The sequence below is a fragment of the Micromonospora sp. NPDC048170 genome (genome assembly GCF_040652795.1).
GTDB lineage: Bacteria > Actinomycetota > Actinomycetes > Mycobacteriales > Micromonosporaceae > Micromonospora.
Window position 1 is genome coordinate 573,541 of the sequence record NZ_JBEZMR010000001.1, and the last position, 24,370, is coordinate 597,910.

The following is a 24,370-nucleotide window of genomic DNA, read 5'->3' on the forward strand; positions in this document are numbered from 1 at the left end:
GTGGCGGGGCCGCCTCAGCAGTGGTGAGCTGACGGCCGGCGGCGGTGCCGCCCGTCGGTGGGCGTCACTGCGCCTCGACGATCATCCCCGCGCCGACCGTACGGTTGGTGGCCTCGTCGATGATCACGAAGCCGCCGGTGGTGCGGTTGCGGCGGTACTCGTCCGCGAGCAGCGGCACGGTGGTCCGCAGCCGCACCCGGCCGATCTCGTTGAGCCTCAACTCGCCGGCCGACTCGTCGCGGTGCAGCGAGTTGATGTCCAGCCGGTAGTGCAGCCCACGCACGATCGCCCGCGCGGAGCGGGTCGTGTGCTTGACGGCGTACCTGCCGCCGACCTGGAGCGGCCGGGTCTCGTCCAGCCAGCACACCATCGCCTCGATGTCCTGGGCGACCGCCGGGGAGTTGTTCGGGCGGCAGATCATGTCGCCCCGGGAGATGTCGATCTCGTCTTCGAGTCGTACGGTCACCGACATCGGCGGGAACGCCTCCGTGACCGGCCCGTCGGCGGTCTCCACGGCGGCGATCCGGCTGGTGAACCCCGACGGCAGCACCATCACCTCGTCGCCCGGCTTGAGCACGCCGGAGGCGACCTGGCCGGCGTAGCCCCGGTAGTCGGTGACGGTGGTCGACTGCGGGCGGATCACGTACTGCACCGGGAAGCGGACGTCGACCAGGTTGCGGTCGCTGGCGATGTGCACCCGCTCCAGGTGGTGCAGCAGCGACGGACCCTCGTACCAGGGCATGTTCTCCGACCGGCTGACGATGTTGTCGCCGCGCAGCGCGGAGATCGGCACCACCGTCAGGTCGGGCGCGTCGAGCTTCGCGGCGAACGCGGTGAACTCGTCCGCGATCCGCTCGAAGACCTCCTGCGACCAGTCGACCAGGTCCATCTTGTTGACGCAGAGGACCAGGTGCGGCACCCGCAGCAGCGAGCAGAGGAACGCGTGCCGGCGGGACTGCTCGACCAGGCCCTTGCGGGCGTCCACCAGGATCAGCGCCAGGTCGGCCGTCGACGCCCCGGTCACCATGTTGCGGGTGTACTGGATGTGCCCCGGGGTGTCGGCGATGATGAACTTCCGCCGGGGGGTGGCGAAGTAGCGGTACGCGACGTCGATGGTGATGCCCTGCTCGCGCTCGGCCCGCAGCCCGTCGGTGAGCAGCGCCAGGTTCGTGTACTCGTCGCCCCGCGCGGCGCTGACCGCCTCGACGGCGGCGAGCTGGTCGGTGAAGAGCGACTTCGTGTCGTACAGCAGCCGGCCGATCAGGGTCGACTTGCCGTCGTCGACGCTGCCGGCGGTGGCGAAGCGCAGCAGGTCCATCGGCCGGGCCTCCGGCGCGCCGCCGGCGGCGGCCCGGCCGTCAGTCGCGTTCGCGACGGTCTCGGTGGTCATCAGAAGTAGCCCTCCCGCTTGCGGTCCTCCATGGCGGCCTCGCTGACCCGGTCGTCGCCGCGGGTCGCGCCGCGCTCGGTGATCCGGGTGGCGGCGACCTCCTCGATGACCTTCTCGACCGTGTCGGCGTCGGAACGGACCGCCGCCGTGCAGGACGCGTCGCCCACCGTCCGGTAACGCACCCGCGCCTTGAAACGGTCCTCGCCCGCCCGTGGACGGAAGAACTCGTTGACCGCGTAGAGCATCCCGTCGCGCTCGATCACCTCGCGCTCGTGCGCGTAGTAGATCGACGGCAGCGCGATGCGCTCGCGGGCGATGTAGTGCCAGACGTCCAGCTCGGTCCAGTTGGACAGCGGGAAGACCCGGATCGACTCGCCCGGGTGGTGGCGGCCGTTGTAGAGCGCCCACAGCTCCGGACGCTGGTTCTTCGGGTCCCACTGGCCGAACTCGTCGCGGAAGCTGAACACCCGCTCCTTGGCGCGGGCCTTCTCCTCGTCGCGGCGCGCGCCGCCGAAGAGCGCGTCGAAGCGGTGCTTCTCCACCGCGTCCAGCAGCACCGGGGTCTGGATCCGGTTGCGCATCCCGTCGCCCGACTCGCGTACCAGCCCGCTGGCCAGCGCCTCGGGCACGCTCGCCACCACCAGTTGCAGCCCCAGCTCGGCGACCCGCTGGTCCCGGTATTCCAGGACCTCGGGGAAGTTGTGCCCGGTGTCCACGTGCATGACCGGGAACGGGATGTTGGCCGGGGCGAACGCCTTCTGGGCCAGCCGGAGCATCACGATCGAGTCCTTGCCACCGGAGAAGAGCAGCACCGGCCGCTCCATCTCGGCGACCACCTCGCGCATCACGAAGATGCTCTCGGCCTCCAGCGCGTCGAGGTGCGACACCTGGTAGGCGGCGGGGGCGGTCATGACACGGGCTCGCTTCGCTCGAATCCGCTCATCGTATTCCAGACCTTTCCGGTCGGGTATGCCAAGAAGTGCCGCTCAGGCTACCCGGAATGGCGCTGCAACGCTGCAAGCAACCGACTGGCGAGATCCTTGCGGCAGACCAGCAGATCGGGTAGGCGCGGGTCCGCCTCGTTGTATTTCAGCGCAGAACCATCGATCCGGGAAGCGTGCAGCCCGGTGGCCGTCGCCACAGCCACCGGCGCCGCCGAGTCCCACTCGTACTGGCCGCCCGCATGTATGTAGGCGTCCACGTCGCCGGTGACCACCGCGGCGATCTTCGCCCCGGCCGAGCCCATCGGCACCAGATGCGCGCCGACGTCCTCGGCCAGGTCGGTCAGGAACACCGGCGGCCGGCTCCGGCTCGCCGCCAGGCGGATCGTACGACCGCCGGGCGCTGTCGCCGCCTCCACCGTCATCGGCGGGTACGCCGGCGGATAGTCGGTGCCCAGCACCCGGTGCTGGGCCGGCAACCCGACCGCGCCCGCGACCAGGCCATGCGGCGTCGGCGCGGTACGCGCCCAGAGCGCCACGTGCACCGCCCAGTCCGAACGCCCCTCCTCGGAGTACTCCCGGGTGCCGTCCAGCGGGTCGACGATCCACACCCGGTCGGCGGTCAGCCGGGGCACCGTCCCGGCGTTCACCTCCGCCGCCCAGGCCAGCCGCGAGCCTTCGTCCTCCTCGGAGAGGACCGCGTCACCCGGCCGCCACCTCGCCAACTCGGTGCGGATCAGGTCGTGCGAGACCTTGTCGCCCGCGGCCTTCAACGCCCCCGCGTCGGCGAAGCCCATCTCGGAGCGCAGGCCCAGCAGCGCCTCACCGGCCCGTGCCGCCAGCCACCGGGCGAAAGCACCGTCGATCGTCGGAGGACTGCCCATGATTCCTGCTCCCGTCGCCTCGCCACGCTCCGCGCCGGCCCGCCCACCGCCGACGACCCGCGTCGCGCCGAAAGGCGAAGACTACCGGCCCCCGGCACCCGGCCCGGTGCTCACACCCCGTGGTAGAGGTTCTGCGTCGGCTCCACGCCCCTGGTGATCACCGACTCCACCACGTCCGCGGCCCGGTCCACCAAGAACTCCAGCTCCTTGCGCTCGGCCGCGCCGAAATCCGACAATACGTAGTCCGCCGGGTCCTGCCGCCCCGGCGGCCGGCCGACGCCGAACCGCACCCGGACGTACTCCTTCGTGCCCAGCGACTTCGACATCGACCGCAGGCCGTTGTGCCCGCCCTCGCCGCCGCCGCACTTCACCCGCAGCTGGCCGTAGCCGATGTCCAGCTCGTCGTGCACCGCGACCACCTGGCCCGGCGGCACCTTGTGGAACTGCGCCAGGCCGGCCACCGGCCCACCGGAGAGGTTCATGTACGTCAGCGGCTTGACCAGCACCAGCTTCGGACCGCCGAAGCCGAGCCGCCCCTCGGCGACCTCCGCCACCGCCCGCTTGTGCCGACCGAACCTCGCGCCGAGCCGGCCCGCCAGCAGATCCGCCACCATGAAACCGACGTTGTGCCGGTTGCCGGCGTACTCCCGACCCGGGTTACCCAGGCCGACCACCAGCCACGGTCCCGTCTCGTCCGTCACGCCCCGCCCCGCCCCTCCCGCTGCTCGCCGTCATCCGCCCGCCCGGACACCGATACGCCGACAGGCGCCCCCGACCGCGCGGGGACGCCTGTCGCAACGATGCGGACCGATCAGGCTTCGGTCTTCGCCTCGGTGGTCTCCTCGCCCTCGGCGGCCGGAGCCTCGGCGCCCTCGGCGGTCTCCTCGCCGACCTCGGCCTCGGCCTCCTCGGCTGCCTCCTCGACCTCGGGGAGGGTGGCCTCGAGCTGCTCGGCGGTCGGCGCGGCGGTCACCGCGGCGACCTGCAGCTCCGGGTCGGCGACCAGCTCGACGCCGGCCGGCAGCTTCACGTCACCGGCGGTCACCTGGGTGCCGGCCTCCATGCCCTCGATCGAGGCCTCCAGGTGGTCCGGCACCTTGGTGGCGTCGGCGGTGACCGACAGGGTGTCGTGGTCGTGCACGATCAGGGTGTCCCGCGCGGCCTCGCCGGTCAGCTGGACCGGGACCTCGACGGTGACCTTCTCGCCCCGGCGGACCAGCAGCAGGTCCACGTGCTCGAAGGTGTCCCTGATCGGGTCACGCTGGATCGCCTTCGGCAGCGCCAGCACCTGGGTGCCGTCGCTGACCTCGATCGCGAAGAGCTGGTTGGCACCGCCCTTGCGGATCGCGGCGGCGAACTCGCGGGACGGCAGCGCGATGTGCTTGGGCTTCTCGCCGTGGCCGTACAGCACGGCGGGCACCTTGCCGGCCCGGCGGGTACGACGGGCACCACCCTTGCCGAACTCGGTACGGGGCTCGGCGCTGATCTTTACCTCGGACACGGGAGAACTCCTGATGCTTTCGCTGCGGCGGCTTGTCGACTGGCGGTGCTGGGGCGAGGGGCTCGCTGGGGCTCATGCGTCGAGAACGACTGCCCGGAGCACCGCGTCGATGACGGTGCCTCCGTGCGGCGCTTGTCAGCGGCCCGCCGGGCACCCTCGCCGTGGCAACCGCACCAGTCTACCCGAGCTGATTCCGTGCTCTCCGGCAGTCCCCTTATCACCGTTCCCGCAGGCCCGCAGGGTGATAAGGATCCGCCCACCCCGCCGCCTCCAGGCCCCGCGCACGCCGGGCCGGAACCCGCCCGGCCCAGGCCCCGCCACCTGCGGCTCCGGGTCCGCGTACGCCCGACACCGGGCCGGTGGGCGGCGGCGCCACCGGCCCGGTGTCGGCGTCAGGCGGTCAGCTCAGGCCGCCGAAGAGGGTGGTCACCGAGCCGTCGTCGAAGACCTCGCGGATCGCCCGCGCCAGCAGCGGCGCGATCGACAGCACGGTTATCTTGTCGAGCTGCTTGTCCGACGGCAGCGGCAGCGTGTTGGTCACCACGACCTCGCTGATCGGGGCGTTCTTGAGCCGCTCGGTCGCCGGGTCGGAGAGCAGCGCGTGGGTCGAGGCCACGATCACGTCGGCCGCGCCGGACTCCCGGAGGATGTCCGCCGCCTTGCAGATCGTGCCGCCCGTGTCGATCATGTCGTCGACGATGAGGCAGACCCGGCCCTCGACCTCACCGACCACCCGGTTCGCCACCACCTGGTTCGGCTTCAGCGGGTCCCGGGTCTTGTGGATGAAGGCCAGCGGGCAGCCGCCCAGCCGGTCCGTCCACCGCTCGGCCACCCGCACCCGGCCCGAGTCCGGCGCGACCACCGTCATCGGGCGGCCGGCGTACTTGTGCTGGACGTACTCGGCGAGGATGTCCATCGCGAAGAGGTGGTCGACCGGGCCGTCGAAGAAGCCCTGGATCTGCGCGGTGTGCAGGTCGACGGTGAGGATCCGGTTCGCCCCGGCCGTCTTCAGCAGGTCCGCCACCAGCCGGGCCGAGATCGGCTCCCGGCCGCGGTGCTTCTTGTCCTGCCTGGCGTACGGGTAGAACGGCAGGACCACGGTGATCCGCTTGGCCGAACCGCGCTTCAGCGCGTCGATCATGATGAGGGTCTCCATGACCCACCTGTTGACCCCGTGCGTGACGGACTGGACCACGAAGGCGTCCGAACCACGCACCGAGTCCTTGAACCGTACGAAGATCTCACCGTTGGCGAACTCGTACGCGTCGGCCGGCGTCGGCGCGACGCCGAGCACCTCACCGATCTCCTTGGCCAACTCCGGAAAGCCACGTCCGGAAAAAAGCATCAGGCTCTTGCGGTTTTCGGCGACGATGCTGCCCATGGGCCCGTCTGCTCCCGTTGGTCGGTGGTACCCGGCGGTGGTGGTGGGCCGGGGACTATTCGGTTGCAGTATCCCCCGCGCCGGACGCCGACCTGACCGGCTCGGCATCCCCGTGGATTGCCTCACCTTCACTTGCCCCGGACCCCGACGCCGACGCACTCTCATCAGCCGATCTGGCCCGCGCGGCCGCCTCGGCGGACGCCGTACCGGCCCGCTTGCGGACCACCCAGCCCTCGATGTTGCGCTGCGGCGCCCGGGTGACCCCGAGTGCACCCGGCGGCACGTCCTGCGCGATCGCGCTGCCCGCCGCCACGTACGCCCCGGCGCCCACCTCGACCGGCGCGATGAGGCTGGTGTCGCAGCCGATGAAGGCGGCCTCGCCGACCGTGGTGTGGTGCTTGTTCACCCCGTCGTAGTTCACGAAGATCGTCGCCGCACCGATGTTCGCCTTCGCGCCGATCGTGGCGTCCCCCACGTACGACAGGTGCGGCACCTTCGCGCCCGCACCCAACTGCGAGTTCTTCACCTCGACGAACGTGCCGACCTTGGCCTTCTCGGCCAGCCGGGCGTCCGGCCGCAGGTACGCGTACGGCCCGACGGTGGCACCCGGACCGACCTCCGCGCCCACCGCGTGACTGCGCAGCACGGTGGCGCCCGGGCCGACGACGGTGTCGATCAGCGTCACGTCCGGCCCGACCACCGCACCGGTGCCGACCACCGTGCCGCCGCGCAGCTGGGTGTTCTGGTCGACCACGGCGTCCCGGTCCAGCGCGACCGTCACGTCGATCCACGTGGTGTCCGGATCGAGCAGGCTGACCCCGGTACGCATCCAGGCCTCGTTGACCCGGTCGCGCAGCAGCCGGCGCAGCGTGGCCAGCTCGACCCGGTCGTTGCAGCCCAGCGTCTCCACGTGGTCCGCCGCCACGTGCACCGCCACCGGCTCACCGGCCGAGCCCAGCAGGCCGAACACGTCGGTCAGGTACTCCTCGCCCTGGTCGTTGTCGGTCGACAGCTTGCCCAGCGCGTCGCGCAGCCGGGCGACGTCGAACGCGTAGATGCCGGCGTTGATCTCCCGGATCGCCCGCTGCGCGGGGGTGGTGTCGCGCTCCTCGACGATCTGCTCGAGCCGCCCGTCCGGGTTGCGCACGATCCGGCCCAGACCGGTCGGGTCGGGCACCTCGGCGGCGAGCACGGTCGCCGCCGCACCCGCCACCTCGTGCGCCTCCACCAGGGCGGCCACCGTCTCCGGGCGGAGCAGCGGCACGTCGCCGTTGATGACGATCACGGTGCCGGTGGCGTCCGGCGCGGCGTCCAGCGCGATCCGGACGGCGTGCCCGGTGCCGAGCTGTTCGGCCTGGAGCACCGGGGTGGCCTCGGGGGCGATCTCCGCGAGGTGCGCGCGGACCTGGTCGGCGCCGTGCCCCACCACGACCACCGTGCGGTCCGCGGTCAGCGGCGCGGCGGCGGCGAGGACATGGCCGACGAGGGTACGGCCGAGCAGCGGGTGCAGCACCTTGGGTAACGCCGACTTCATCCGTTTGCCCTCACCGGCGGCGAGCACGACAACGGTGCGGAGGTGGGGCTGGGACACGACACGGGCTCCCGTCGGGACGGCGAACAGTCTCGCGGCCATGCTAACCAGACGATGAGCCGCCATTTGGCATGGCCACACGAATGCCGGGAGATGCGGCGTGAGCTGGGGTGCCTGGATTCGAACCAGGAGCTCAAGGCTCCAAAGGCCTGCGGGTTGCCGTTACCCCACACCCCATCAAATATCAAGCGTCACGTGTCGCAGATTCCGGCTCGCGTCGCCTGACCGTCTGGAACAGCTCGGCGATCATACCTTCGATCCGCCAGTAGAGCTCGCGGCTGCCCGGCACGGTGATCACCAGGCAGCCACGATAGTCCTCTCCGACGTTGCGTCGCACCGTCACCGCACGGTGTTTCTTGAGGTTGGCGCGCTGGAATCGCTCAACCGGCAGATCGAGGTTTCGCACCCACCACTTCAGCGCCGCGTCGAGGTCGGCCGTCTCGTGGATGCTGACGCGGTAACTGGGGACAGCGCGATCGACCCCGCACACCTCGAGGAAACGCAGGAAGAGCGCGAGCAGCCCCGGATCGCTGTTGACGAACTGGAGGCGGTCGTCCCGCCGCCACGGCTTCGACTTCGTCCCCTCACACCAGTAGACCGCCGCGCCGAGCAGCAGCAGGTCCCGGTCGGCGAGGCACCCGACGAGGCTTGCCGCACGCACGTGCTCCGCGGCCCGGGCCGTGTCGCGGGCCTGACGATGCGCCGCCCACCGCGCCTCGGTCATCAGCGCCGCGTGTGCCCGGCGCCGCTCCGCGTCCGCCCCGTCTCGGGCCAACGGCAGGTGCCTGACCCACTGGTAGGCGGTCGACTTCGCCACGCCGAGTTGACGGGCGATGTCGTTGACCGAGTGTCCCTCGGCGCGCAGCTCGACCGCAGCCGCCCTGAGGTCGTCCTTGGCGTTGGGTCGACGAGTCCGCTCAGGCGGTGGGACACCCCGGAGCAAGTCGTTGATGCGGTTGCGGCCAAGCCCGGTGCGTGCCCGGATCTCCCGGACGGAGAGCTGCTCAACGGTGCGCAGCCGACGCACCTCGTCGGCGAAGGGATCCGTCATGAGCAGGAGCTTAGAACGCACGTACGACAACTCGGGACATTCATCCACGACGCTGTCCGATGCGCGCCTCGGGAACCTAAGTTACGGTGACGTAGGCGTAACTTCGTGATCTTCCCCTCCCTCTGCGAGGTGCCATGTCCACCACATCCCTCGATCCGTCCGCAGGCCCGAAACCACTCACCCAGGGCACCCAGTCCCGAGGCATCCTCATCGCCCTCTGGGCGTTCGTGGTGATTCCCTTCCTGGCCCTCGTCGCCGCCGTACCGGTCGCCTGGGGCGGCTGGCTGAGCTGGACCGACGTGGCCGTCGCCGGGTTCTGGTACGTGGTCTCCGGGCTGGGCATCACCGTCGGCTACCACCGGTACTTCACCCACGGGTCGTTCAAGGCGAAGCGCTGGCTGCGGGTCGCGCTGGCGGTGTCCGGCTCGTTGGCGGTGCAGGGCGAGATCATCCAGTGGGTGGCCGACCACCGGCGCCACCACGCCTTCTCCGACCTGGAGGGCGACCCGCACTCGCCGTGGCGGTTCGGGGAGAGCGTCCGCGGCCTGACCCGGGGCCTGTTCCACGCCCATGTCGGCTGGCTCTTCGGCCGGGAGCTGTCCAACCGGAAGCGGTTCGCGCCGGACCTGCTCGCCGACCGGGACATCAACCGCGTGGACCGACTGTTTCCGCTACTGGTGGTGGTCTCTGTGCTCGGCCCCGCGCTGATGGGCGGCCTGCTCACCTGGTCGTGGCGGGGCGCGCTGTCCGCGCTCTTCTGGGCCGGCCTGGTGCGCATCGCGTTCCTGCACCACGTGACCTGGTCGATCAACTCGGCCTGCCACGTCTACGGGGAGCGCCCGTTCGCGATGCGCCAGGGCGACCGGGCGTCGAACTTCTGGCCGCTGGCGATCCTGTCGTTCGGCGAGAGCTGGCACAACCTGCACCACGCCGACCCGACCAGCGCGCGGCACGGCGTACTGCGCGGTCAGGTGGACGTCTCGGCGCGGGTGATCTGGCTGTTCGAGAAGGTCGGCACGGCCTGGGACGTGCGCTGGCCGAAGCCCGAGCGCATCGCGGCGAAGCTCGTCGAGCCGGGCACCGGGCGGTAAAGCGGGCGGGTGGGCGCGAAGGTCACCTGGCAGTATGGCCGGGTGACCGAGCGAAGCGGGTGCGACGCCGGACGGCCCGGCGCCCCGGAGGCGGGGCCCGCCGCGGATACGGTCGCCGGGGGCGGCAACGCCACCCGACCGACGACCGCGAGGGGGCGACGTGACCCAGCACGGCGGCGGCACCATCGGACGACAGGGCGTCACCGAGCGCCGGCGGAGTGACGAGAACATGGCGGATGTCCCTGGCAGCGACGGCACGACCGGCCGGCGGCGGGCGGTTCCCGCCGCGGCCCCCAAGCCCTCCTCACGGGTACGCATGTCGGCGGCCCAGCGCCGGGAGCAGCTGATCTCGATCGCCCGGCAGATCTTCGCCGAGCGCGGCTTCGACGCCACCTCCATAGAGGAGGTGGCGGCCCGCGCGAAGGTCTCCAAGCCGGTGGTCTACGAGCACTTCGGCGGCAAGGAGGGGCTCTATGCGGTGGTGGTGGACCGGGAGGTCCGCGCCCTGCTGGACCGGATCACCACGGCCCTGACCGCCGGCCATCCGCGCGAGTTGCTGGAACAGGCGGCGCTGGCCCTGCTGACGTACATCGAGGAGGAGACCAGCGGCTTCCGGGTGCTGGTGCGGGACTCGCCGGTGTTGTCGGCGGCGGGCAACTTCAGCAGCGTGATGAACGACGTGGCGCACCAGGTGGAGCACATCCTGGGTGCGGAGTTCAAGAGCCGGGGCTACGACCCGAAGCTGGCCGAGCTCTATTCGCAGGCGCTGGTGGGGATGGTGGCGCTGACCGGCCGCTGGTGGCTGGAGGTGCGCAAGCCGCGCAAGGAGACGGTGGCGGCGCACCTGGTCAACCTGGCCTGGAGTGGGCTGTCGCACCTGGAGGCGAAGCCGGGCCTGATCACGGTGCGGGGGCGCTGACCCCGGTCGTCAGCGGCTGTGTGCCTCGGAGACCGGGTGGTGCCGGCGCCGCCGTTCCTCCTCGGCGTGCTCGTGGGTGCCGACCTTGTCGTACAGGCCGGTGCCGAGCAGGAGCAGGCCGAAGAGCATCGACACGACGACCGTGGACATCGAGAAGTTGAGGAAGTTGGCGTCGGTCTGGAGCACGGACATCATGAGGATGCTGGTGACCAGGAAGACGACGCCGGCGGTCAGGTTCATGTTGTGGCCGAGGTTGCCGCGCCGTGACGCCCCGACGATGAGCACGGCCCCGAAGACGACGGAGGCCAGCGAGAAGGCCAGGTTGGTGCGGAGCCCGAGGGCCCAGTTGCTGCCTCGGTCGAAGAGCGGGTCGCCCCAGGTCAGGGCGACGCCCCAGACCCCGAAGACCAGGATGTAGAGGCCCACCAGTCCGGCGAGGACCCGGTAGACCGGCCGCGCCGGATGGTTCACGGGAAAGTGCGGCATGATCCCTCCGCCCGAGTACGACAATCATCCGATTGTCACCCGGCCAGAAGCCAGATGTCCGGCAAACCGCCCACAACAGCGACGCCCGCGCGGTGCCGTACACGCAGAAGATCCCACCCGCCGGGCAGCAACGGCCGGACGGAGCGGGACCACGGCGGTTGTCGCCGGAGCCCGACCCGCGCAGGGATCAGCCTGACCGCCCGGAGCGGGTCGGGCTCCGGCGACAACCCGGAGAGCAACCAGCGAAGGATCAGAGCACGAGCCGGGCCTTCTGCCAGGCCTCCTGCTCCTCGTCCGTGCCGACCTTGCCGTACATGCCGACCATCAGCAGGATCAGGCTGACCACCATCAGCACCACGATCGTGAAGATGTTGAAGTTGAAGATGTTGGCCTCGGTCTGGAGGAAGGCGAGACCGGCGAGGCTGATCACCATGATGGCGTACGCCAGCCACTGGTTGACCATGACGTCGATGTTGCGACCGATCGCGGTGCCGGCCAGCACCCCGGCCCCCAGCAGGACGCTGAGCAGCGAGAAGCCGAGGTTCGTGCCCTGGCCGAGGATCAGGGTTTCATCCTGGGCCAGGACCTCGTCGCCGACGCTCGTGATGATGCCGAGCACACCGAAGGCCACCAGGTACAGACCGGTCAGCCCGCCGATCGCCCGGTAGACCGGCCGCGCGGGGTGGTTGACGGGGGTGTGGGCCATGTCTGAGTCTCCAACGCCGTTCGGGTGAGGGGTCGCGGACGATTGTCCCGCACGCCGAGGTGTGACGCCGCACACGGGTGTCTCCCGGTGCGGCGCCGCGACCCGCGTGGTGGCTCAGATCGCCGGAATCTCGTCCGCCAGGGCCAGCCAGGACTCCTCGGTACGCTCCCGCTCGGCGCGCAACTCCTTGAGCTGCGCGTCGAGTTCGGCGACCTTGGCGTAGTCGGTGGCGTGCGTGGCGAGCTGGTCGAGCAGCGCCGTCTCCTTCTGCTCCAGCTTGGCGACCTGCCGTTCCAGCCGGGCCAGTTCCTTGCGGGCCTGCCGCGCCTCGGCGGCGGACATTCCGGTCGCGGCGGACGTGCCGGCGCCTGCCCCGGGGGCCGCCTCCGGCGTCGCCGGCCCGGGTCGGCCGGCGGCCCGGGCGAGGTACTCGTCGACGCCGCCGGGCAGGTGCACCAGCCGGCCGTCGCCGAACATCCCGTACGCGACCTCGGTGACCCGCTCGATGAGGTACCGGTCGTGGCTGGCCACGATGACGGTGCCGGGCCAGGAGTCGAGCAGGTCCTCCAGCGCGGCGAGGGTGTCGGTGTCGAGGTCGTTGGTGGGCTCGTCGAACAGGAGCACGTTCGGTTCGCTGGCGAGCAGCCGGAGCATCTGCAACCGGCGACGCTCTCCGCCGGAGAGGTCGCTGACCGGCGTCCAGAGCCGCCGGTCGTCGAAGCCGAAGATCTCGGCGAGTTGGGCGGCGGAGACCTCCCGGTCGCCGAGCTGCACCCGCCGGGCGACCTCCTCGACCGCTTCGAGCACCCGCAGGTGGCCGGGGAGCTCGGCCAGTTCCTGGGAGAGGAAGGCCGGCCGGACGGTCGAGCCGGTGGCGAGGCGCCCGCCGTCGGGTCGGGTGATGCCGGCCAGCATCCGCAGCAGGGTCGTCTTGCCGGCGCCGTTGCGGCCGAGGACGGCGATCCGGTCGCCGGGGCCGACCTGCCAGGTGACGTCGCGAAGGATCTCCTTCGGGCCGGCGTGCAGGGTGACCTGCTCCAGGTCGTACACCTGCTTGCCGAGCCGGGCGGTGGCGAGGCGTTGCAGCGACATGGTGTCGCGCGCCGGGGGGACGTCGGCGATGAGGGCGTTGGCGGCGTCGATGCGGAAGCGCGGCTTGGAGGTGCGGGCGGGCGGTCCGCGCCGCAGCCAGGCGATCTCCTTGCGGAGGAGGTTCTGCCGGCGGGCCTCGGTGGCGGCGGCGACCCGGTCGCGTTCGGCCCGGGCGAGGGTCCAGGCGGCGAAGCCGCCCTCGTACGCCCGGACGGTCTGGTCGGCGACCTCCCAGGTGTTGGTGCAGACGGCGTCGAGGAACCACCGGTCGTGGGTGACCACGACCAGCGCGCCCTTGCGGCCGACGAGGTGCTTCGCCAGCCAGTCGACGCCGCCGACGTCGAGGTGGTTGGTGGGCTCGTCGAGGATGAGCAGGTCGGACTCGCGGACCAGCAGCGCGGCCAGTGCGACCCGCCGCCGCTCGCCGCCGGACATCGGGCCGACCGGCTGGTCGAGGCCGAGGTGGGGCATGCCGAGGCCGTCGAGGATGGCCCGGACGCCGGCGTCGCCGGCCCACTCGTGCTCGGCGCCCATGCTCTCGCCGAGCCAGGCGGTGCCGAGCACCACGTCGCGGACGGTGGCGTCGGGGGCGAGTTGGAGGGTCTGCGGCAGCCAGGAGACCCGCAGGTCGCGGCGGTGGGTGACCCGCCCGTCGTCCGGTTCCTCGATCCGGGTGAGCAGCCGCAGCAGGGTGGACTTGCCGGCGCCGTTGAGGCCGACCACGCCGATCCGGTCGGCGTCGTCCAGGCCGAGCGAGACGTCGGTGAGCAGCGGCCCGGCGGCGCCGTAGCCCTTGGAAACCCGGTCCAGGTTGACGATGTTGGCCACGACCTCACCTCCCATGATCAAGGCGTCCCGGTGCCGACCGGCACGAGGACGCCTGAGCCTCCACCCTACGCGGCCCACCCCACCGCCCGCCCCACGCGGGGTTCCCGCGCACTCCCCCGCGATCTTGCACTTGTCGCCCCGACAATCGCCACATTCCGCCCACACCCTGGGCCATAACTGCAAGATCGACGAGGCGGGCGCGGGGGGCGGGGGGGCGGGGGGGCGGGGGCGGGAGGGGTTAGGGGGTGCGGGCGCCGGGGACCGGGCCGTGGGCGGTGCGGGCGGTGCGGCAGACGTCGGCGGACGCCAGTTCGGTGGCGATCCGTTCGGCGTCGGCGGCGTCCGTCGCGAGGAAGACGCAGGTCGGCCCCGAACCGGAGACGATGCCGGCCAGCGCGCCGGCCGCCTCGCCGGCCTTCAGCGTCTCCGCCAGCGACGGGCGCATGGACAGGGCGGCGTCCTGGAGATCGTTGCCGAGGGCCGCGGCGAGCACCCGCGGGTCCCGCTGGCGCAGCGCGGCGAAGAGCGCGTCGGTGCTGCCCAGCGGCTCGCCGGCGGCGCCGGCCTCGCGGAGCCGGTCCAGTTCCCGGTAGGCGGCCGGGGTGGAGAGGCCGCCGTCGGCGACAGCCACCACCCAGTGCCAGGTGGTGGGCCGGGCCAGCACGGGACTGACCGTCTCGCCCCGGCCGGTGCCCAGGGCGGTGCCGCCGTGGATCAGGAACGGCACGTCGGAACCGAGGTCGGCGGCGATCCGGGCCAGCTCGTCGCGGGACAGCCCGGTGCCCCAGAGCGCGTCGCAGGCGACCAGCGCGGCGGCGGCGTCGGCGCTGCCACCGGCCAGCCCACCGGCCAGCGGGATCTGCTTGCGCAGATGCAGCCGGGCGTACGGCGGCACACCGGCGTGGCCGGCGAGGGCGTGGGCCGCCCGGATGACCAGGTTGGTGTCGTCCAGGGCCAGCTCGCCGGTGCCCTCGCCCTCCATCGTGAGGGTGAGCGTGTCGCCCCGGCGGGCGGTCAGCTCGTCGTAGATGGAGATGGCGTGGTAGACGGTGTTCAGCTCGTGGTAGCCGTCGCCGCGCAACGGCCCCACCCCGAGGTGCAGGTTGACCTTGGCGGGCACCCGGACCCGCACCGGTCCGCTGGCTCCGCGCCGCCGCCCGTCCTCGTCGTCCGGTCCCCAGGCCTCGGTCACGAGGCGGTGTCCGGCACGCGCAGGCGGATGTCGAACGGCTTGGTCACGATCAGCTCCTCGGCGGAGTCGACGGACGGCTCGTACCGGCCGTCGACCAGGTCGTACGCGTACACGTGCGGATGGCCCCCCGTGGGCACGGCGTCAGCCTACTGCGCGGCGGGTGGGGCGGCCGGGGCCGACGCGGCGATGGCGGCGAACTGCTCGACGGTGAGTGACTCACCGCGCGCGCCGGGATCGACACCGGCGGCGGTGAGGGCGGCAGCCGCCCGGTCGGCGCCGCCGGCCCAGCCGGCCAGGGCCGCGCGCAGGGTCTTGCGGCGCTGCGCGAACGCCGCGTCCACCACGGCGAAGACCCGCTGCCGGGGTACGTCGGCGCGGGGCGGCTCGCGGCGGGCGAAGGCGACCAGTCCCGAGTCGACGTTCGGCACCGGCCAGAAGACGTTCGGCGGGACCTTCCCGGCGGCGCGGGCCGAGGCGTACCAGGCGAGCTTGACCGAGGGGACGCCGTACACCTTGGAGCCGGGGCCGGCGACGAGCCGGTCCGCGACCTCCTTCTGCACCATCACCAGCCCGTGTCGCAGGCTGGGCAGCTCGGCGAGCAGGTGCAGCACCACCGGCACGGCAACGTTGTAGGGCAGGTTCGCCACCAGCGCGGTCGGCGCCGGATCGGCCAGCTCGGCGGCACGCACCCGCAGCGCGTCGGCGTGGTGGACGGTCAGCCGCGCGGCGTCGGGCCCGGCGTGCCGGGCGGCGGTGTCCGGCAGCGCGCCCGCCAGCGTCGGGTCGAGTTCCACGGCGTGCACGTGCGCGGCGGCCGGCAGCAGGGCGAGGGTGAGGGAGCCGAGGCCGGGGCCGACCTCCAGCGCCACGTCGTCCGGGGCCAGCCCGGCGGCGGTGACGATGCGCCGGACGGTGTTCGGGTCGTGCACGAAGTTCTGGCCGAGCCTCTTGGTGGGGGTGACGCCCAGCCGGGCGGCCAGTTCCCGGATCTCCGCCGGGCCGAGGAGACCGGTCACGCCCCGTAGCCTATGCGGCCCTCCATAGGGGTGAGGAAGGGCCCTTCCTCACACCACGGGCCGAAGACGCGGTCGCCGGTGGTGGAGATGGCGGCGCAGAGCCGGTCCAGGTCCGTGCCGGTCGTCTCGGCCAGCGACCGTACGGTCAGCGGGATCAGGTACGAGGCGTTCGGCCGGCCCCGGTGCGGCATCGGGGTCAGGTAGGGCGCGTCGGTCTCCACCAGGATCTGCTCGACCGGGGTCATCGCGGCGGCCTCCCGCAGGGCGGTGGCGCTGCCGAAGGTGACCGTGCCGGCGAAGCTGAGCAGGTAGCCCCGGCGGACGCACTCGCGGGCGAAGTCGGCGTCGCCGGAGAAGCAGTGCAGCACCACGGTGTCCGGCGCGCCCTCGTCGTCGAGGATCCGCAGCACGTCGGCGTGCGCGTCCCGGTCGTGGATGACCAGCGCCTTGCCGTACCGCTTGGCGATGGCGATGTGCGCCCGGAAGCTCTCCTCCTGGACGGCGCGCCCCTCCTCGCCGGTGCGGAAGAAGTCCATCCCCGTCTCGCCGATCCCGCGTACCCGGTCCCGGGCGGCGAGCGCCTCGATCTCGCGCAGTGCCTCGTCCAGGTCGGGCAGGCGGGGGGCCTCGTTCGGGTGCAGCGCCACGGTCGCCAGCACGGCCGGGTGGGTGTCGGCGACGTCGGCGCTCCAGCGGGAGGAGGCGACGTCCACGCCGACCTGCACCAGCCGGTCCACGCCCACCGAGGCGGCGACGGCGACGGCTGCGGCGACCGGGTCGTCGGCGGTGCCGTCGCCCGCGGGCGACTGCGGGGCCCGCGGGGGTACGCCGGCCTCGCTGACGGTGATGTCGAGGTGGGTGTGGCTGTCCAGCACGGGACGGGGCAGCGGCTCGGGCACGGGCGGGAACTCCCCGGCCCGGCGGGCGGCGCGCTGCTTGCGGGTTTCGGTGGGCTCGCTCATCGCGGCCAGCATCACACACCGCCGGCGGCCCGTGTTCCGGGGACGCCACCGGCTGTTCACCGGGGCGGCACCTGACGCGCCTAGCGTCGACGCCGTGACCACCACCCCTCAGCGCAGCGGAAACGACCCGTGTGTGACGTACGGGGGTGTGGTGTACCCGGCGGAGGAGATCGCCCGGGGCGCGGCGTACGAACTGTTCAGCGCCGAGGCGGCGCCCGGCTTCGAGTGGGCGCCCCGGCCCGGCGGCACGCTGCCGTGGCGCAGGTTCGTGCACGCCACCGAGGTCACGGTCGTACGACCGGCGGTGGATCCGGGCGAGGAGGCGGAGTCCCCGCTGCTGGTGCCGCTGCACCGGGAGCGGGGCTGGTCGTACGTGCAGCAGCTCAGCCAGCAGCCGGCGGCGGCCGGTGACCCGACGCTGGCGGCGGTGCGCGCCTCGGCGGTGCTCCGGCGGGGCACCCGGATGGTGAAGGTGCTCTCCGCCCGGCAGCTCGCCGGATTCGTGCGCGGGTGGCTGCCGCACGGCTTCTGCTACCGGGAGCACGACGTGGCGCACCTGCGTACGCCGGCGGCGATGACGGTGCTGCGCACCGACGGCACGGACGGTCACGACGGCGCGGACGTGACGTACGCGCTGCGCTGGCGGGCGGCCGACCCGGCCGACTACGACGTGCCGGTCGGTGAGGCACACCGGGGGCTGACCGCGCTGGCGCCCCGGGACCGGCTGGGTGGGGCGGTGCTCGGTACGGGTTTCGTGCCCAGCGGTGGCCAACTCGTCCCGGAGTTCGTCACGGCCGACTTCGCGGACCTGCCGATGCCGGCGAACGCCACCCTGCTCGCCTACCCTTCCGACGGCGTGGAGGTGGTGCTCTACAGCTATCAGGTCGAGCAGCGCGGCTGGCTGCGGATGGCCGGCCCGCAGTGGCGGCACCTGTTGGCGGCGGTGCCGGGCCTCTCCCCCGACCAGGAGTACGTGCCGACCGGCGAGGCGCCCCACTCCACCCGGCTGGTCGGCGGCTACGCCGGCGGCGAGTACGAGGCGGTGGCCGACCTGCCCGGCGGGTTCCGGGTGCTGGCGATGACCCGGGCCGCCCGGTACCCGGTGGAGTCGGCGGCCCGCCGGCTGCGGCTGGCCGACTGGCGGGGCGTGCCGTGCCTGGTGTTGCGGGAGGAGTCCGGGTGGCTGCGGCTGCGCCTGCGTCGGCCCGGTCCGGACGCGGTGGCGGAGACCGGGGCACAGTGCCAGGAGCGGGGCGTCTACGAGGCGTGGGCGCCCGTGGCCGAGGTCACCGACGACCGGGTGGTGGATCTGCCGTACGCGCTCTGATCGGGGCGCGGCGCCTGCCTGCGGCGGCATAACGGCGGGTGGGGCGGGAACCCGCGGGCGTCCGACCGTCACGTGACCAGGAGACGCGTATGCCTTTCATCACCGTGGGGACGGAGAATTCCGCCCCCATCGACCTGTACTACGAGGATCACGGCCAGGGGCAGCCGGTCGTGCTGATCCACGGCTTCCCGTTCAACGGGGCGACCTGGGAGAAGATGAGCGGCCCCCTGCTCGCCGCGGGCTACCGCGTGATCACGTACGACCGGCGGGGTTTCGGCAATTCGGCGCAGCCGAGCTTCGGCTACGACTACGACACGTTCGCCGCCGACCTCGACGTGTTGATGGGCGAGCTGGACCTGCGCGACGCGATCCTGGTCGGCCACTCGATGGGCACCGGCGAGGTGACCCGCTACCTGGGCGTGTACGGCTCGCAGCGGGTCGACCGCGCGGTGCTGCTGGCCCCGCTCGCGCCGTTCCTGCTGAAGACCTCCGAGGACCCGGAGGGGGTCGAGAAGAGCCTCTTCGACGGTTTCCAGCAGGCGATCGTCGACGACCGGTTCGCCTACCTCACCACCTTCTGCGAGGCGTTCTTCAACTATCAGGAGAACAAGGGCAGGGTGGTCAGCGAGGAGGCGTTCCGGGGGCACTGGGAGATCGGCGCGCGGGCCTCGGCGAAGGGTACGCACGACTGCGTGGATGCCTGGCAGACCGACTTCCGGGGCGACCTGCCGAACATCGACGTCCCGATATTGATCGTCCAGGGCGACAAGGACGCCGTGCTGCCATACCCGGTGACCGGCCAGCGACTGGCGTCGATGCTGCCCGACGGCAAGCTGGTGACCCTGAAGGGGGCGCCGCACGGCATCCCGTGGACGCACCCGGCCGAGGTGAATCGCGCGATCATGGACTTCATCGGCGCGCCCGCGATGGCCCGGGCCTGAGCGCGTACGCCGACGGGCGCGACCCCCGGGAGGGTCGCGCCCGTCGTCGCGTGCCGGCCGTCAGTCGGCCAGGCGGGCCAGCTCCTCGTCGACGATCGACGGGTCGAGCTTGCGGAAGACCGGCTTCGGTGCGGCCAGTGGCCGGCCGGCCTCCAGCGGCACGGACTCCCAGCGCGCGCCGATGGTGTAGTCACCGGTCAGCACCGGGTACGCGGGGCCGCCGTCGAGGTCCTCGACCTCCTCGATGACCGGCATCGGGGCGTGCACGCCGGTGCCGCCGAGCAGCTCGTGCACCTTCTGCGCGGAGTGCGGCAGGAACGGGGTGAGCAGCGTGTTGGCGTCGCTGACCACCTGGAGGACGACGTGCAGGATGGTGCCCATCCGCGGCTTTTCGTCGTCGCCCTTGAGCTTCCACGGCGCCTGTTCGGAGAGGTACCGGTTGGCTTCCGCGACCACCTTCATCGCCTCGCCGATGGCCTGCTTCTGCCGGTGCCGGGCGATCAGGTCGCCGACCGTGGCGAAGCCGGCCCGGGCGACTGCGAGCAGCGCCTCGTCGGCCTCGGTGAGGCCGGCCGGGTCGACCGGCGGGACGGCGCCGAAGTTCTTGGCCGCCATGGAGACGGACCGGTTGACCAGGTTGCCCCAGCCGGCGACCAGCTCGTCGTTGTTGCGGCGGAGGAACTCGGCCCAGGTGAAGTCGGTGTCGTTGCTCTCCGGCCCGGCGGCGGCGATGAAGTAGCGCAGCGCGTCGGCGTCGTAGCGCTCCAGGAAGTCCCGGACGTAGATGACGACCCGGCGGGAGGAGGAGAACTTCTTCCCCTCCATGGTGAGGTATTCGCTGGAGACCACCTCGGTGGGCAGGTTGAGCCGGCCCAGCCGGCCCGGCTCGCCGTCCCGGCTGCCCTCGCCCGAGTAGCCGGAGAGCAGTGCCGGCCAGATCACCGAGTGGAAGACGATGTTGTCCTTGCCCATGAAGTAGTAGCCGCACGCGTCCTTGCCTTCCGCGTCGGCGGACCACCACCTGCGCCAGGCCTCGGGGTCGCCGGAGCGGCGGGCCCACTCGATCGAGGCGGACAGGTAGCCGATCACGGCGTCGAACCAGACGTAGATGCGCTTGTCGGGGCGCTCCCGCCAGCCGTCGAGCGGGATCGGCACGCCCCACTCCAGGTCACGGGTGATGGCCCGGGGCTGGAGGTCGTCGAGCAGGTTCCTCGAGAAGCGCAGCACGTTGGGCCGCCAGCCCTCGCGGGTGTCGAGCCACTGCCGCAGCACGTCGGCCAGGGCGGGCAGGTCGAGGAAGAAGTGCTCGGTCTCGACGAACTTCGGGGTCTCCCCGTTGATCCGCGACTTCGGGTCGATCAGGTCGATCGGGTCGAGCTGGTTGCCGCAGTTGTCGCACTGGTCGCCGCGGGCGCTGTCGTAGCCGCAGATCGGGCAGGTGCCCTCGATGTAGCGGTCGGGCAGTGTCCGGCCGGTGGACGGGGAGATCGCCCCCATGGTGGTCTTCGGGACGATGTAGCCGTTGCGGTACATCCCCTCGAACAGCTCCTGCACCACCGCGTAGTGGTTGCGGGTGGTGGTGCGGGTGAACAGGTCGTAGGAGAGCCCGAGGCCGTGCAGGTCCTCCACGATCACCCGGTTGTAGCGGTCGGCCAGCTCGCGCGGGGTGACCCCGTCGGCGTCCGCCTGCACCTGGATGGGGGTGCCGTGCTCGTCGGTGCCCGACACCATGAGCACGTCGTGGCCGGCCATCCGCATGTACCGGCTGAAGACGTCGGAGGGAACGCCGAAACCGGAGACGTGGCCGATGTGGCGCGGGCCGTTGGCGTACGGCCAGGCGACCGCCGCGAGAACGTGACTCATGACCAGCAAGCCTAGTGACCCGCTCGCGGCGACCGCGAACCAATAGGGTCCGCGGGGAGAGGCCCGACCGAAACAGGTCTGCAACCTGTCCGATTTGTCGCCGATGTGCGGCCTGGCCTGTCGTTGAGCCTGGTGGCGGCCGCCTGGTGGCCCCCGGCGGCTCAGGCGTGCACGACGGCGTAGACGTCGCGACGGCGCAGGCCGTACCCCGTGGCGACCTCGGTGATGGCGTCCCGGCGGGACAGGCCGGCGGCCTCCCGGGCGGCGACGGCGGCCCGCAGCGTGTCGTCGTCGGGCCGTTCGGGGGCCGACTCGGGCGCGCCGGCCACCACGAGGGTGATCTCGCCGCGCGGATCCCCCTCGGCCGCCCAGTCGGCCAGTTCGCCGAGCGGACGGCGGACGATCTCCTCGTACGTCTTGGTCAGCTCGCGGCAGAGCGCGGCGGGCCGGTCCGCGCCGAACGCGGCGGCCAGGTCGGCGAGTGCGGCGGCGATCCGGTGCGGCGCCTCGAAGAAGACGAGCGTCCGCTCCTCGGCGGCCAGCGCCCGCAGGCGGGACCGGCGGGCGCCGGGGGTACGCGGCAGGAAGCCCTCGAAGCAGAACCGGTCGCAGGGCAGGCCGGACAGCGCCAGGGCGGTGGTGACCGCGCTCGGGCCGGGCGCGGCGGTGACCGGCACGCCCGCGTCCAGGGCTGCCCGGACCAGCCGGTAGCCCGGGTCGGAGACGCTCGGCATGCCGCCGTCGGTGACCAGGGCGACCACGTAGCCGCTGGCCAGCACCTCGACCAGCTCGGGCGTGCGCCGCTCCTCGTTGCCCTCGAAGTAGGAGACGATCCGGCCGCCGACGGTGACGTCGAGGTCCCGGGCCAGCCGGGTGAGCCGGCGGGTGTCCTCGGCGGCCACCACGTCCGCGGCGGCGAGCGCCTCGCGGAACCGGGCGGAGGCGTCGGCGGGGTTGCCGAGCGGGGCGCCGAGCAGGACCAGGCGCCCGGTGTCGGACATATCACCCACGAGATGCAGCTCCTTCATCGACGGTGGTACCGGTTATCGGGGACGACGGGCGCCACCGGGCACCTTCGCAGCCTACGATCGCCGAGTGACGAGTGCGTCGACAGCACAGAGCGCGAACCAGGCGGGACCGGATCCCACGGACGGGAAGACGCCGGAGGAAGCGTCCCCGGCTTCCGGCGGCGGGCTCCCCGGCGTCCTCCGGCGGCGGCTGGCCACCGTCGAGGCCCGGCTGGACGGGCGTTCCTGGCTGGCCACGGGCGTGATCGTCGCGATCGCGGCGATCCTGCGCTTCGCCAACCTGAGCCATCCGCCGGGCAAGATCTTCGACGAGACCTACTACGCCCGCGACGCCTGGGCGCTGGTCGACAAGGGCGTCGAGTGGAACTTCAAGGACAACGGCCCGTCGTACGTGGTCCACCCGCCGCTGGGCAAGTGGCTCATCGGGCTCGGCGAGTGGGCCTTCGGCTACTCCGACGCCGAGCACGGCATCTCCGTGCCGGGGCACCTGACGACGACCGCCCCGGAGTTCGGCTGGCGGTTCTCGGCGGCGGTCATCGGCACCCTGTCGGTGCTGCTGCTGATCCGCATCGGCCGGCGGATGTTCCACTCGACCGTGCTCGGCTGCGCCGCCGGCCTGCTGCTCGCGCTGGACGGTTTCCACCTGGTGCTGTCCCGCACCGCGCTGCTCGACATCTTCCTGCTCTTCTTCGTGCTGGCCACGTTCGGCGCCCTGGTGCTCGACCGGGACGCCCGGCGGCGCCGGTGGGCCCGGGCGCTGGAGGCCGGCCTGGATCCGGGCCGGCCGGGGCGGGCCGGGCGGCCGGCGGGCGGCTGGCGGAACTGGCCGTGGTGGCGGCTCGCCGCCGGGGTCCTGTTCGGCTGCGCCTGCGCGGTCAAGTGGAGCGCGCTCTACTTCCTGCCCGTCTTCGCGCTGCTGGTGATCCTCTGGGAGGTCGGGGTCCGCCGCTCCGCCGGCGTACGCCGGCCGTGGCGGGACACCCTCCTCGACGAGGTGCCGTGGCTGGTGCTGGCCGGGGTGCTGATGGTGGTCACCTACGTCGGCACCTGGTCCGGCTGGCTGCTCGGCGACGACGGCTACTACCGGCTCGCCGAGCGGTACCCGAACGCGCCGCTGAGCGACACCCCGGTGTTCGGCGCGCTGAACAACCTGATCGAGTACCACAAGGCGGCGTACGGCTTCCACACCGGCCTCGACGACCCGCACAAGTACCAGTCCTGGCCGTGGCAGTGGCTGCTGCTCGGCCGGCCGGTCGCCTTCTACTGGTCCGGCAACGGGCCCTGCGGGGCGCCCAGCTGCGCCTCTGAGGTCCTGCTGCTCGGCACTCCCCTGCTCTGGTGGTCGTTCCTGCCCGCCCTGGTGGCGCTGGTCTGGCTGGGCCTGGCCCGGCGGGACTGGCGGGCGGGGGCGATCCTGCTCGTCGTGGCGGCCGGCCTGCTGCCCTGGTTCTGGTTCGCGCTCGACGGCCGGACGATGTTCTCCTTCTACACCGCGCCGGCCCTGCCGTTCCTGGTCCTGGCGGTGGTCTACGTGCTGGGCGCGATCGTCACGCCGACCGGTCCACCGGGTGCCGTCGCCGGGCCGTCGGGGGGTGCCGGCCCTGCCGTCACGCGCGGGGAGTTGGACGAGGCACGGGACCGCCGGCTGGTCGGCGGCGTGATCGCCGGGGCGTACGTCCTGCTGGTCGCGCTCTGCTTCGCGTACTTCTATCCGGTCTTCGTCGGGAAGGTGCTGCCGTACGCGGAGTGGTCGGCGCGGATGTGGCTGGACGGCCGCTGGATCTGACGGACGACCCGGCACCCGCCGCGCGCCCTGCACGGCGGGTGCACGGAGAACGGGCCCGCACGCGGTGGCGTGCGGGCCCGTCGACGTAGATGCGCGCCCCGATCGCCTGCCACGGGGGAAGCGGGCGATTGGGGCGCGCACCAAGAGCTTAACCACCCCGTACCACGGACACAACGGGTCGACTTCGGTCAGATTTCCGACCTATGCGACACCAAACGGATGGTTTACATCCGACATCTGACGGTCCGTCATCTTGCACAAACCGTACGGATCGGTGGGCGCCGCCCGGGCCCGGCGTCCGCCACATTTGCGCCCGGCGGAATTCCCACCGACAGCCGGCTTCCCGTAACGTATCGATAGATTTGGTTTTCCAGTCATCCGGGGTCCGGCCCGT

Annotated in this window: 22 protein-coding genes and 1 tRNA gene; 5 read left to right on the forward strand and 18 right to left on the reverse strand. The window is 72.2% G+C overall.

The window, feature by feature from the left end; all coding sequences use genetic code 11:
- Window positions 1-64: 64 nt before the first annotated feature.
- The 9 genes from AB0D32_RS02505 to AB0D32_RS02545 all read right to left on the reverse strand — a co-directional run bounded on the left by AB0D32_RS02505 (window position 65) and on the right by AB0D32_RS02545 (window position 8,760).
- Window positions 65-1,390: a GTP-binding protein gene (locus tag AB0D32_RS02505; protein ID WP_357083600.1), complete on the reverse strand. Its 1,326-nt coding sequence runs from the start codon at window positions 1,388-1,390 to the stop codon at window positions 65-67.
- Window positions 1,390-2,301 (reverse strand): sulfate adenylyltransferase subunit CysD, encoded by a 912-nt coding sequence (cysD, locus tag AB0D32_RS02510; protein WP_357083603.1) that lies wholly within the window; start codon window positions 2,299-2,301, stop codon window positions 1,390-1,392. Before cysD ends, AB0D32_RS02505 begins: the two co-directional genes overlap by 1 nt.
- Window positions 2,302-2,381: 80 nt before the next feature.
- Entirely contained in the window at window positions 2,382-3,215 is an 834-nt protein-coding gene (locus AB0D32_RS02515; RefSeq protein ID WP_357083606.1) for an inositol monophosphatase family protein, read from the reverse strand.
- 110 nt (window positions 3,216-3,325) lie between these two features.
- On the reverse strand, window positions 3,326-3,916 hold the full coding sequence (gene pth, locus AB0D32_RS02520; RefSeq protein WP_357083609.1) for an aminoacyl-tRNA hydrolase: 591 nt from the start codon (window positions 3,914-3,916) through the stop codon (window positions 3,326-3,328).
- Between the two features lie 110 nt (window positions 3,917-4,026).
- The gene (locus AB0D32_RS02525) at window positions 4,027-4,716 is read right to left on the reverse strand and encodes a 50S ribosomal protein L25/general stress protein Ctc (RefSeq protein ID WP_357083612.1); all 690 of its coding nucleotides are present in this window, start codon (window positions 4,714-4,716) and stop codon (window positions 4,027-4,029) included.
- A 400-nt stretch (window positions 4,717-5,116) separates the two neighbouring features.
- Entirely contained in the window at window positions 5,117-6,097 is a 981-nt protein-coding gene (locus AB0D32_RS02530) for a ribose-phosphate diphosphokinase (RefSeq protein ID WP_357083615.1), read from the reverse strand.
- A 55-nt stretch (window positions 6,098-6,152) separates the two neighbouring features.
- The gene (glmU, locus tag AB0D32_RS02535) at window positions 6,153-7,730 is read right to left on the reverse strand and encodes a bifunctional UDP-N-acetylglucosamine diphosphorylase/glucosamine-1-phosphate N-acetyltransferase GlmU (protein WP_357083618.1); all 1,578 of its coding nucleotides are present in this window, start codon (window positions 7,728-7,730) and stop codon (window positions 6,153-6,155) included.
- A 63-nt stretch (window positions 7,731-7,793) separates the two neighbouring features.
- A tRNA-Gln gene (locus tag AB0D32_RS02540) sits at window positions 7,794-7,865 on the reverse strand.
- Between the two features lie 7 nt (window positions 7,866-7,872).
- Window positions 7,873-8,760 carry a helix-turn-helix domain-containing protein gene (locus AB0D32_RS02545; protein WP_357084206.1) on the reverse strand — a complete coding sequence of 296 codons (888 nt, stop codon included), beginning with the start codon at window positions 8,758-8,760 and terminating at the stop codon, window positions 7,873-7,875.
- Window positions 8,761-8,873: 113 nt separating this feature from the next.
- On the opposite strand from AB0D32_RS02545, the gene AB0D32_RS02550 reads away from it, so the two are divergent.
- Both AB0D32_RS02550 and AB0D32_RS02555 read left to right on the forward strand, forming a co-directional pair.
- Window positions 8,874-9,830 carry an acyl-CoA desaturase gene (locus AB0D32_RS02550; protein ID WP_357083621.1) on the forward strand — a complete coding sequence of 319 codons (957 nt, stop codon included), beginning with the start codon at window positions 8,874-8,876 and terminating at the stop codon, window positions 9,828-9,830.
- 229 nt (window positions 9,831-10,059) lie between these two features.
- Window positions 10,060-10,749: a TetR/AcrR family transcriptional regulator gene (locus AB0D32_RS02555; RefSeq protein ID WP_357084209.1), complete on the forward strand. Its 690-nt coding sequence runs from the start codon at window positions 10,060-10,062 to the stop codon at window positions 10,747-10,749.
- A gap of 9 nt (window positions 10,750-10,758) precedes the next feature.
- Here AB0D32_RS02555 and AB0D32_RS02560 read toward each other — a convergent pair whose 3' ends face one another.
- The 7 genes from AB0D32_RS02560 to AB0D32_RS02590 form a co-directional block, all read right to left on the reverse strand.
- A complete protein-coding gene (locus AB0D32_RS02560; protein WP_357083624.1) occupies window positions 10,759-11,235 on the reverse strand; it encodes a DUF4383 domain-containing protein in 477 nt (158 codons plus the stop codon).
- A 250-nt stretch (window positions 11,236-11,485) separates the two neighbouring features.
- A complete protein-coding gene (locus tag AB0D32_RS02565; protein ID WP_357083627.1) occupies window positions 11,486-11,941 on the reverse strand; it encodes a DUF4383 domain-containing protein in 456 nt (151 codons plus the stop codon).
- Window positions 11,942-12,055: 114 nt separating this feature from the next.
- Window positions 12,056-13,861: an ABC-F family ATP-binding cassette domain-containing protein gene (locus AB0D32_RS02570; RefSeq protein WP_357083630.1), complete on the reverse strand. Its 1,806-nt coding sequence runs from the start codon at window positions 13,859-13,861 to the stop codon at window positions 12,056-12,058.
- Between the two features lie 238 nt (window positions 13,862-14,099).
- Window positions 14,100-15,053, reverse strand: coding sequence for a 4-(cytidine 5'-diphospho)-2-C-methyl-D-erythritol kinase (locus AB0D32_RS02575; RefSeq protein ID WP_357083633.1), 954 nt, complete (start codon window positions 15,051-15,053; stop codon window positions 14,100-14,102).
- Complete coding sequence (locus AB0D32_RS02580; RefSeq protein ID WP_357083637.1) at window positions 15,050-15,190, reverse strand: hypothetical protein; 141 nt, start codon at window positions 15,188-15,190, stop codon at window positions 15,050-15,052. The genes AB0D32_RS02575 and AB0D32_RS02580 overlap by 4 nt, the downstream gene beginning before the upstream one ends.
- A 9-nt stretch (window positions 15,191-15,199) precedes the next feature.
- Window positions 15,200-16,069, reverse strand: a complete 870-nt coding sequence (rsmA, locus tag AB0D32_RS02585) for a 16S rRNA (adenine(1518)-N(6)/adenine(1519)-N(6))-dimethyltransferase RsmA (protein WP_357083640.1) — start codon at window positions 16,067-16,069, stop codon at window positions 15,200-15,202.
- Entirely contained in the window at window positions 16,066-17,043 is a 978-nt protein-coding gene (locus AB0D32_RS02590) for a TatD family hydrolase (protein ID WP_357084212.1), read from the reverse strand. The genes rsmA and AB0D32_RS02590 overlap by 4 nt, the downstream gene beginning before the upstream one ends.
- 82 nt (window positions 17,044-17,125) lie before the next feature.
- Between AB0D32_RS02590 and AB0D32_RS02595 the strand changes: the two genes are divergently transcribed.
- Both AB0D32_RS02595 and AB0D32_RS02600 read left to right on the forward strand, forming a co-directional pair.
- Complete coding sequence (locus AB0D32_RS02595) at window positions 17,126-18,358, forward strand: hypothetical protein (RefSeq protein WP_357083643.1); 1,233 nt, start codon at window positions 17,126-17,128, stop codon at window positions 18,356-18,358.
- Window positions 18,359-18,447: 89 nt separating this feature from the next.
- Window positions 18,448-19,299 carry an alpha/beta hydrolase gene (locus AB0D32_RS02600; RefSeq protein ID WP_357083646.1) on the forward strand — a complete coding sequence of 284 codons (852 nt, stop codon included), beginning with the start codon at window positions 18,448-18,450 and terminating at the stop codon, window positions 19,297-19,299.
- A 60-nt stretch (window positions 19,300-19,359) separates the two neighbouring features.
- On the opposite strand, the gene metG is transcribed toward AB0D32_RS02600, so the two are convergent.
- Together metG and rsmI are read right to left on the reverse strand one after the other, a co-directional pair.
- Entirely contained in the window at window positions 19,360-21,162 is a 1,803-nt protein-coding gene (gene metG / locus AB0D32_RS02605) for a methionine--tRNA ligase (RefSeq protein WP_357083650.1), read from the reverse strand.
- A 161-nt stretch (window positions 21,163-21,323) separates the two neighbouring features.
- Window positions 21,324-22,172 carry a 16S rRNA (cytidine(1402)-2'-O)-methyltransferase gene (gene rsmI / locus AB0D32_RS02610; RefSeq protein ID WP_357083654.1) on the reverse strand — a complete coding sequence of 283 codons (849 nt, stop codon included), beginning with the start codon at window positions 22,170-22,172 and terminating at the stop codon, window positions 21,324-21,326.
- 85 nt (window positions 22,173-22,257) lie between these two features.
- On the opposite strand from rsmI, the gene AB0D32_RS02615 reads away from it, so the two are divergent.
- On the forward strand, window positions 22,258-23,976 hold the full coding sequence (locus tag AB0D32_RS02615) for a phospholipid carrier-dependent glycosyltransferase (protein WP_357083657.1): 1,719 nt from the start codon (window positions 22,258-22,260) through the stop codon (window positions 23,974-23,976).
- Window positions 23,977-24,370: the final 394 nt, after the last annotated feature.

What these genes read in the sequence shown, in the direction of transcription:
- cysD (WP_357083603.1), bottom strand. Translation starts at nt 2,301, where the DNA reads ATGACCGCCCCCGCCGCCTACCAGGTGTCGCACCTCGACGCGCTGGAG.
- AB0D32_RS02550 (WP_357083621.1), top strand. Translation starts at nt 8,874, where the DNA reads ATGTCCACCACATCCCTCGATCCGTCCGCAGGCCCGAAACCACTCACC.
- AB0D32_RS02565 (WP_357083627.1), bottom strand. Translation starts at nt 11,941, where the DNA reads ATGGCCCACACCCCCGTCAACCACCCCGCGCGGCCGGTCTACCGGGCG.
- AB0D32_RS02590 (WP_357084212.1), bottom strand. Translation starts at nt 17,043, where the DNA reads ATGCTGGCCGCGATGAGCGAGCCCACCGAAACCCGCAAGCAGCGCGCC.
- AB0D32_RS02600 (WP_357083646.1), top strand. Translation starts at nt 18,448, where the DNA reads ATGCCTTTCATCACCGTGGGGACGGAGAATTCCGCCCCCATCGACCTG.
- metG (WP_357083650.1), bottom strand. Translation starts at nt 21,162, where the DNA reads ATGAGTCACGTTCTCGCGGCGGTCGCCTGGCCGTACGCCAACGGCCCG.
- AB0D32_RS02555 (WP_357084209.1), top strand. Translation starts at nt 10,060, where the DNA reads ATGGCGGATGTCCCTGGCAGCGACGGCACGACCGGCCGGCGGCGGGCG.
- AB0D32_RS02560 (WP_357083624.1), bottom strand. Translation starts at nt 11,235, where the DNA reads ATGCCGCACTTTCCCGTGAACCATCCGGCGCGGCCGGTCTACCGGGTC.
- AB0D32_RS02505 (WP_357083600.1), bottom strand. Translation starts at nt 1,390, where the DNA reads ATGACCACCGAGACCGTCGCGAACGCGACTGACGGCCGGGCCGCCGCC.
- AB0D32_RS02515 (WP_357083606.1), bottom strand. Translation starts at nt 3,215, where the DNA reads ATGGGCAGTCCTCCGACGATCGACGGTGCTTTCGCCCGGTGGCTGGCG.
- AB0D32_RS02530 (WP_357083615.1), bottom strand. Translation starts at nt 6,097, where the DNA reads ATGGGCAGCATCGTCGCCGAAAACCGCAAGAGCCTGATGCTTTTTTCC.
- glmU (WP_357083618.1), bottom strand. Translation starts at nt 7,730, where the DNA reads ATGGCCGCGAGACTGTTCGCCGTCCCGACGGGAGCCCGTGTCGTGTCC.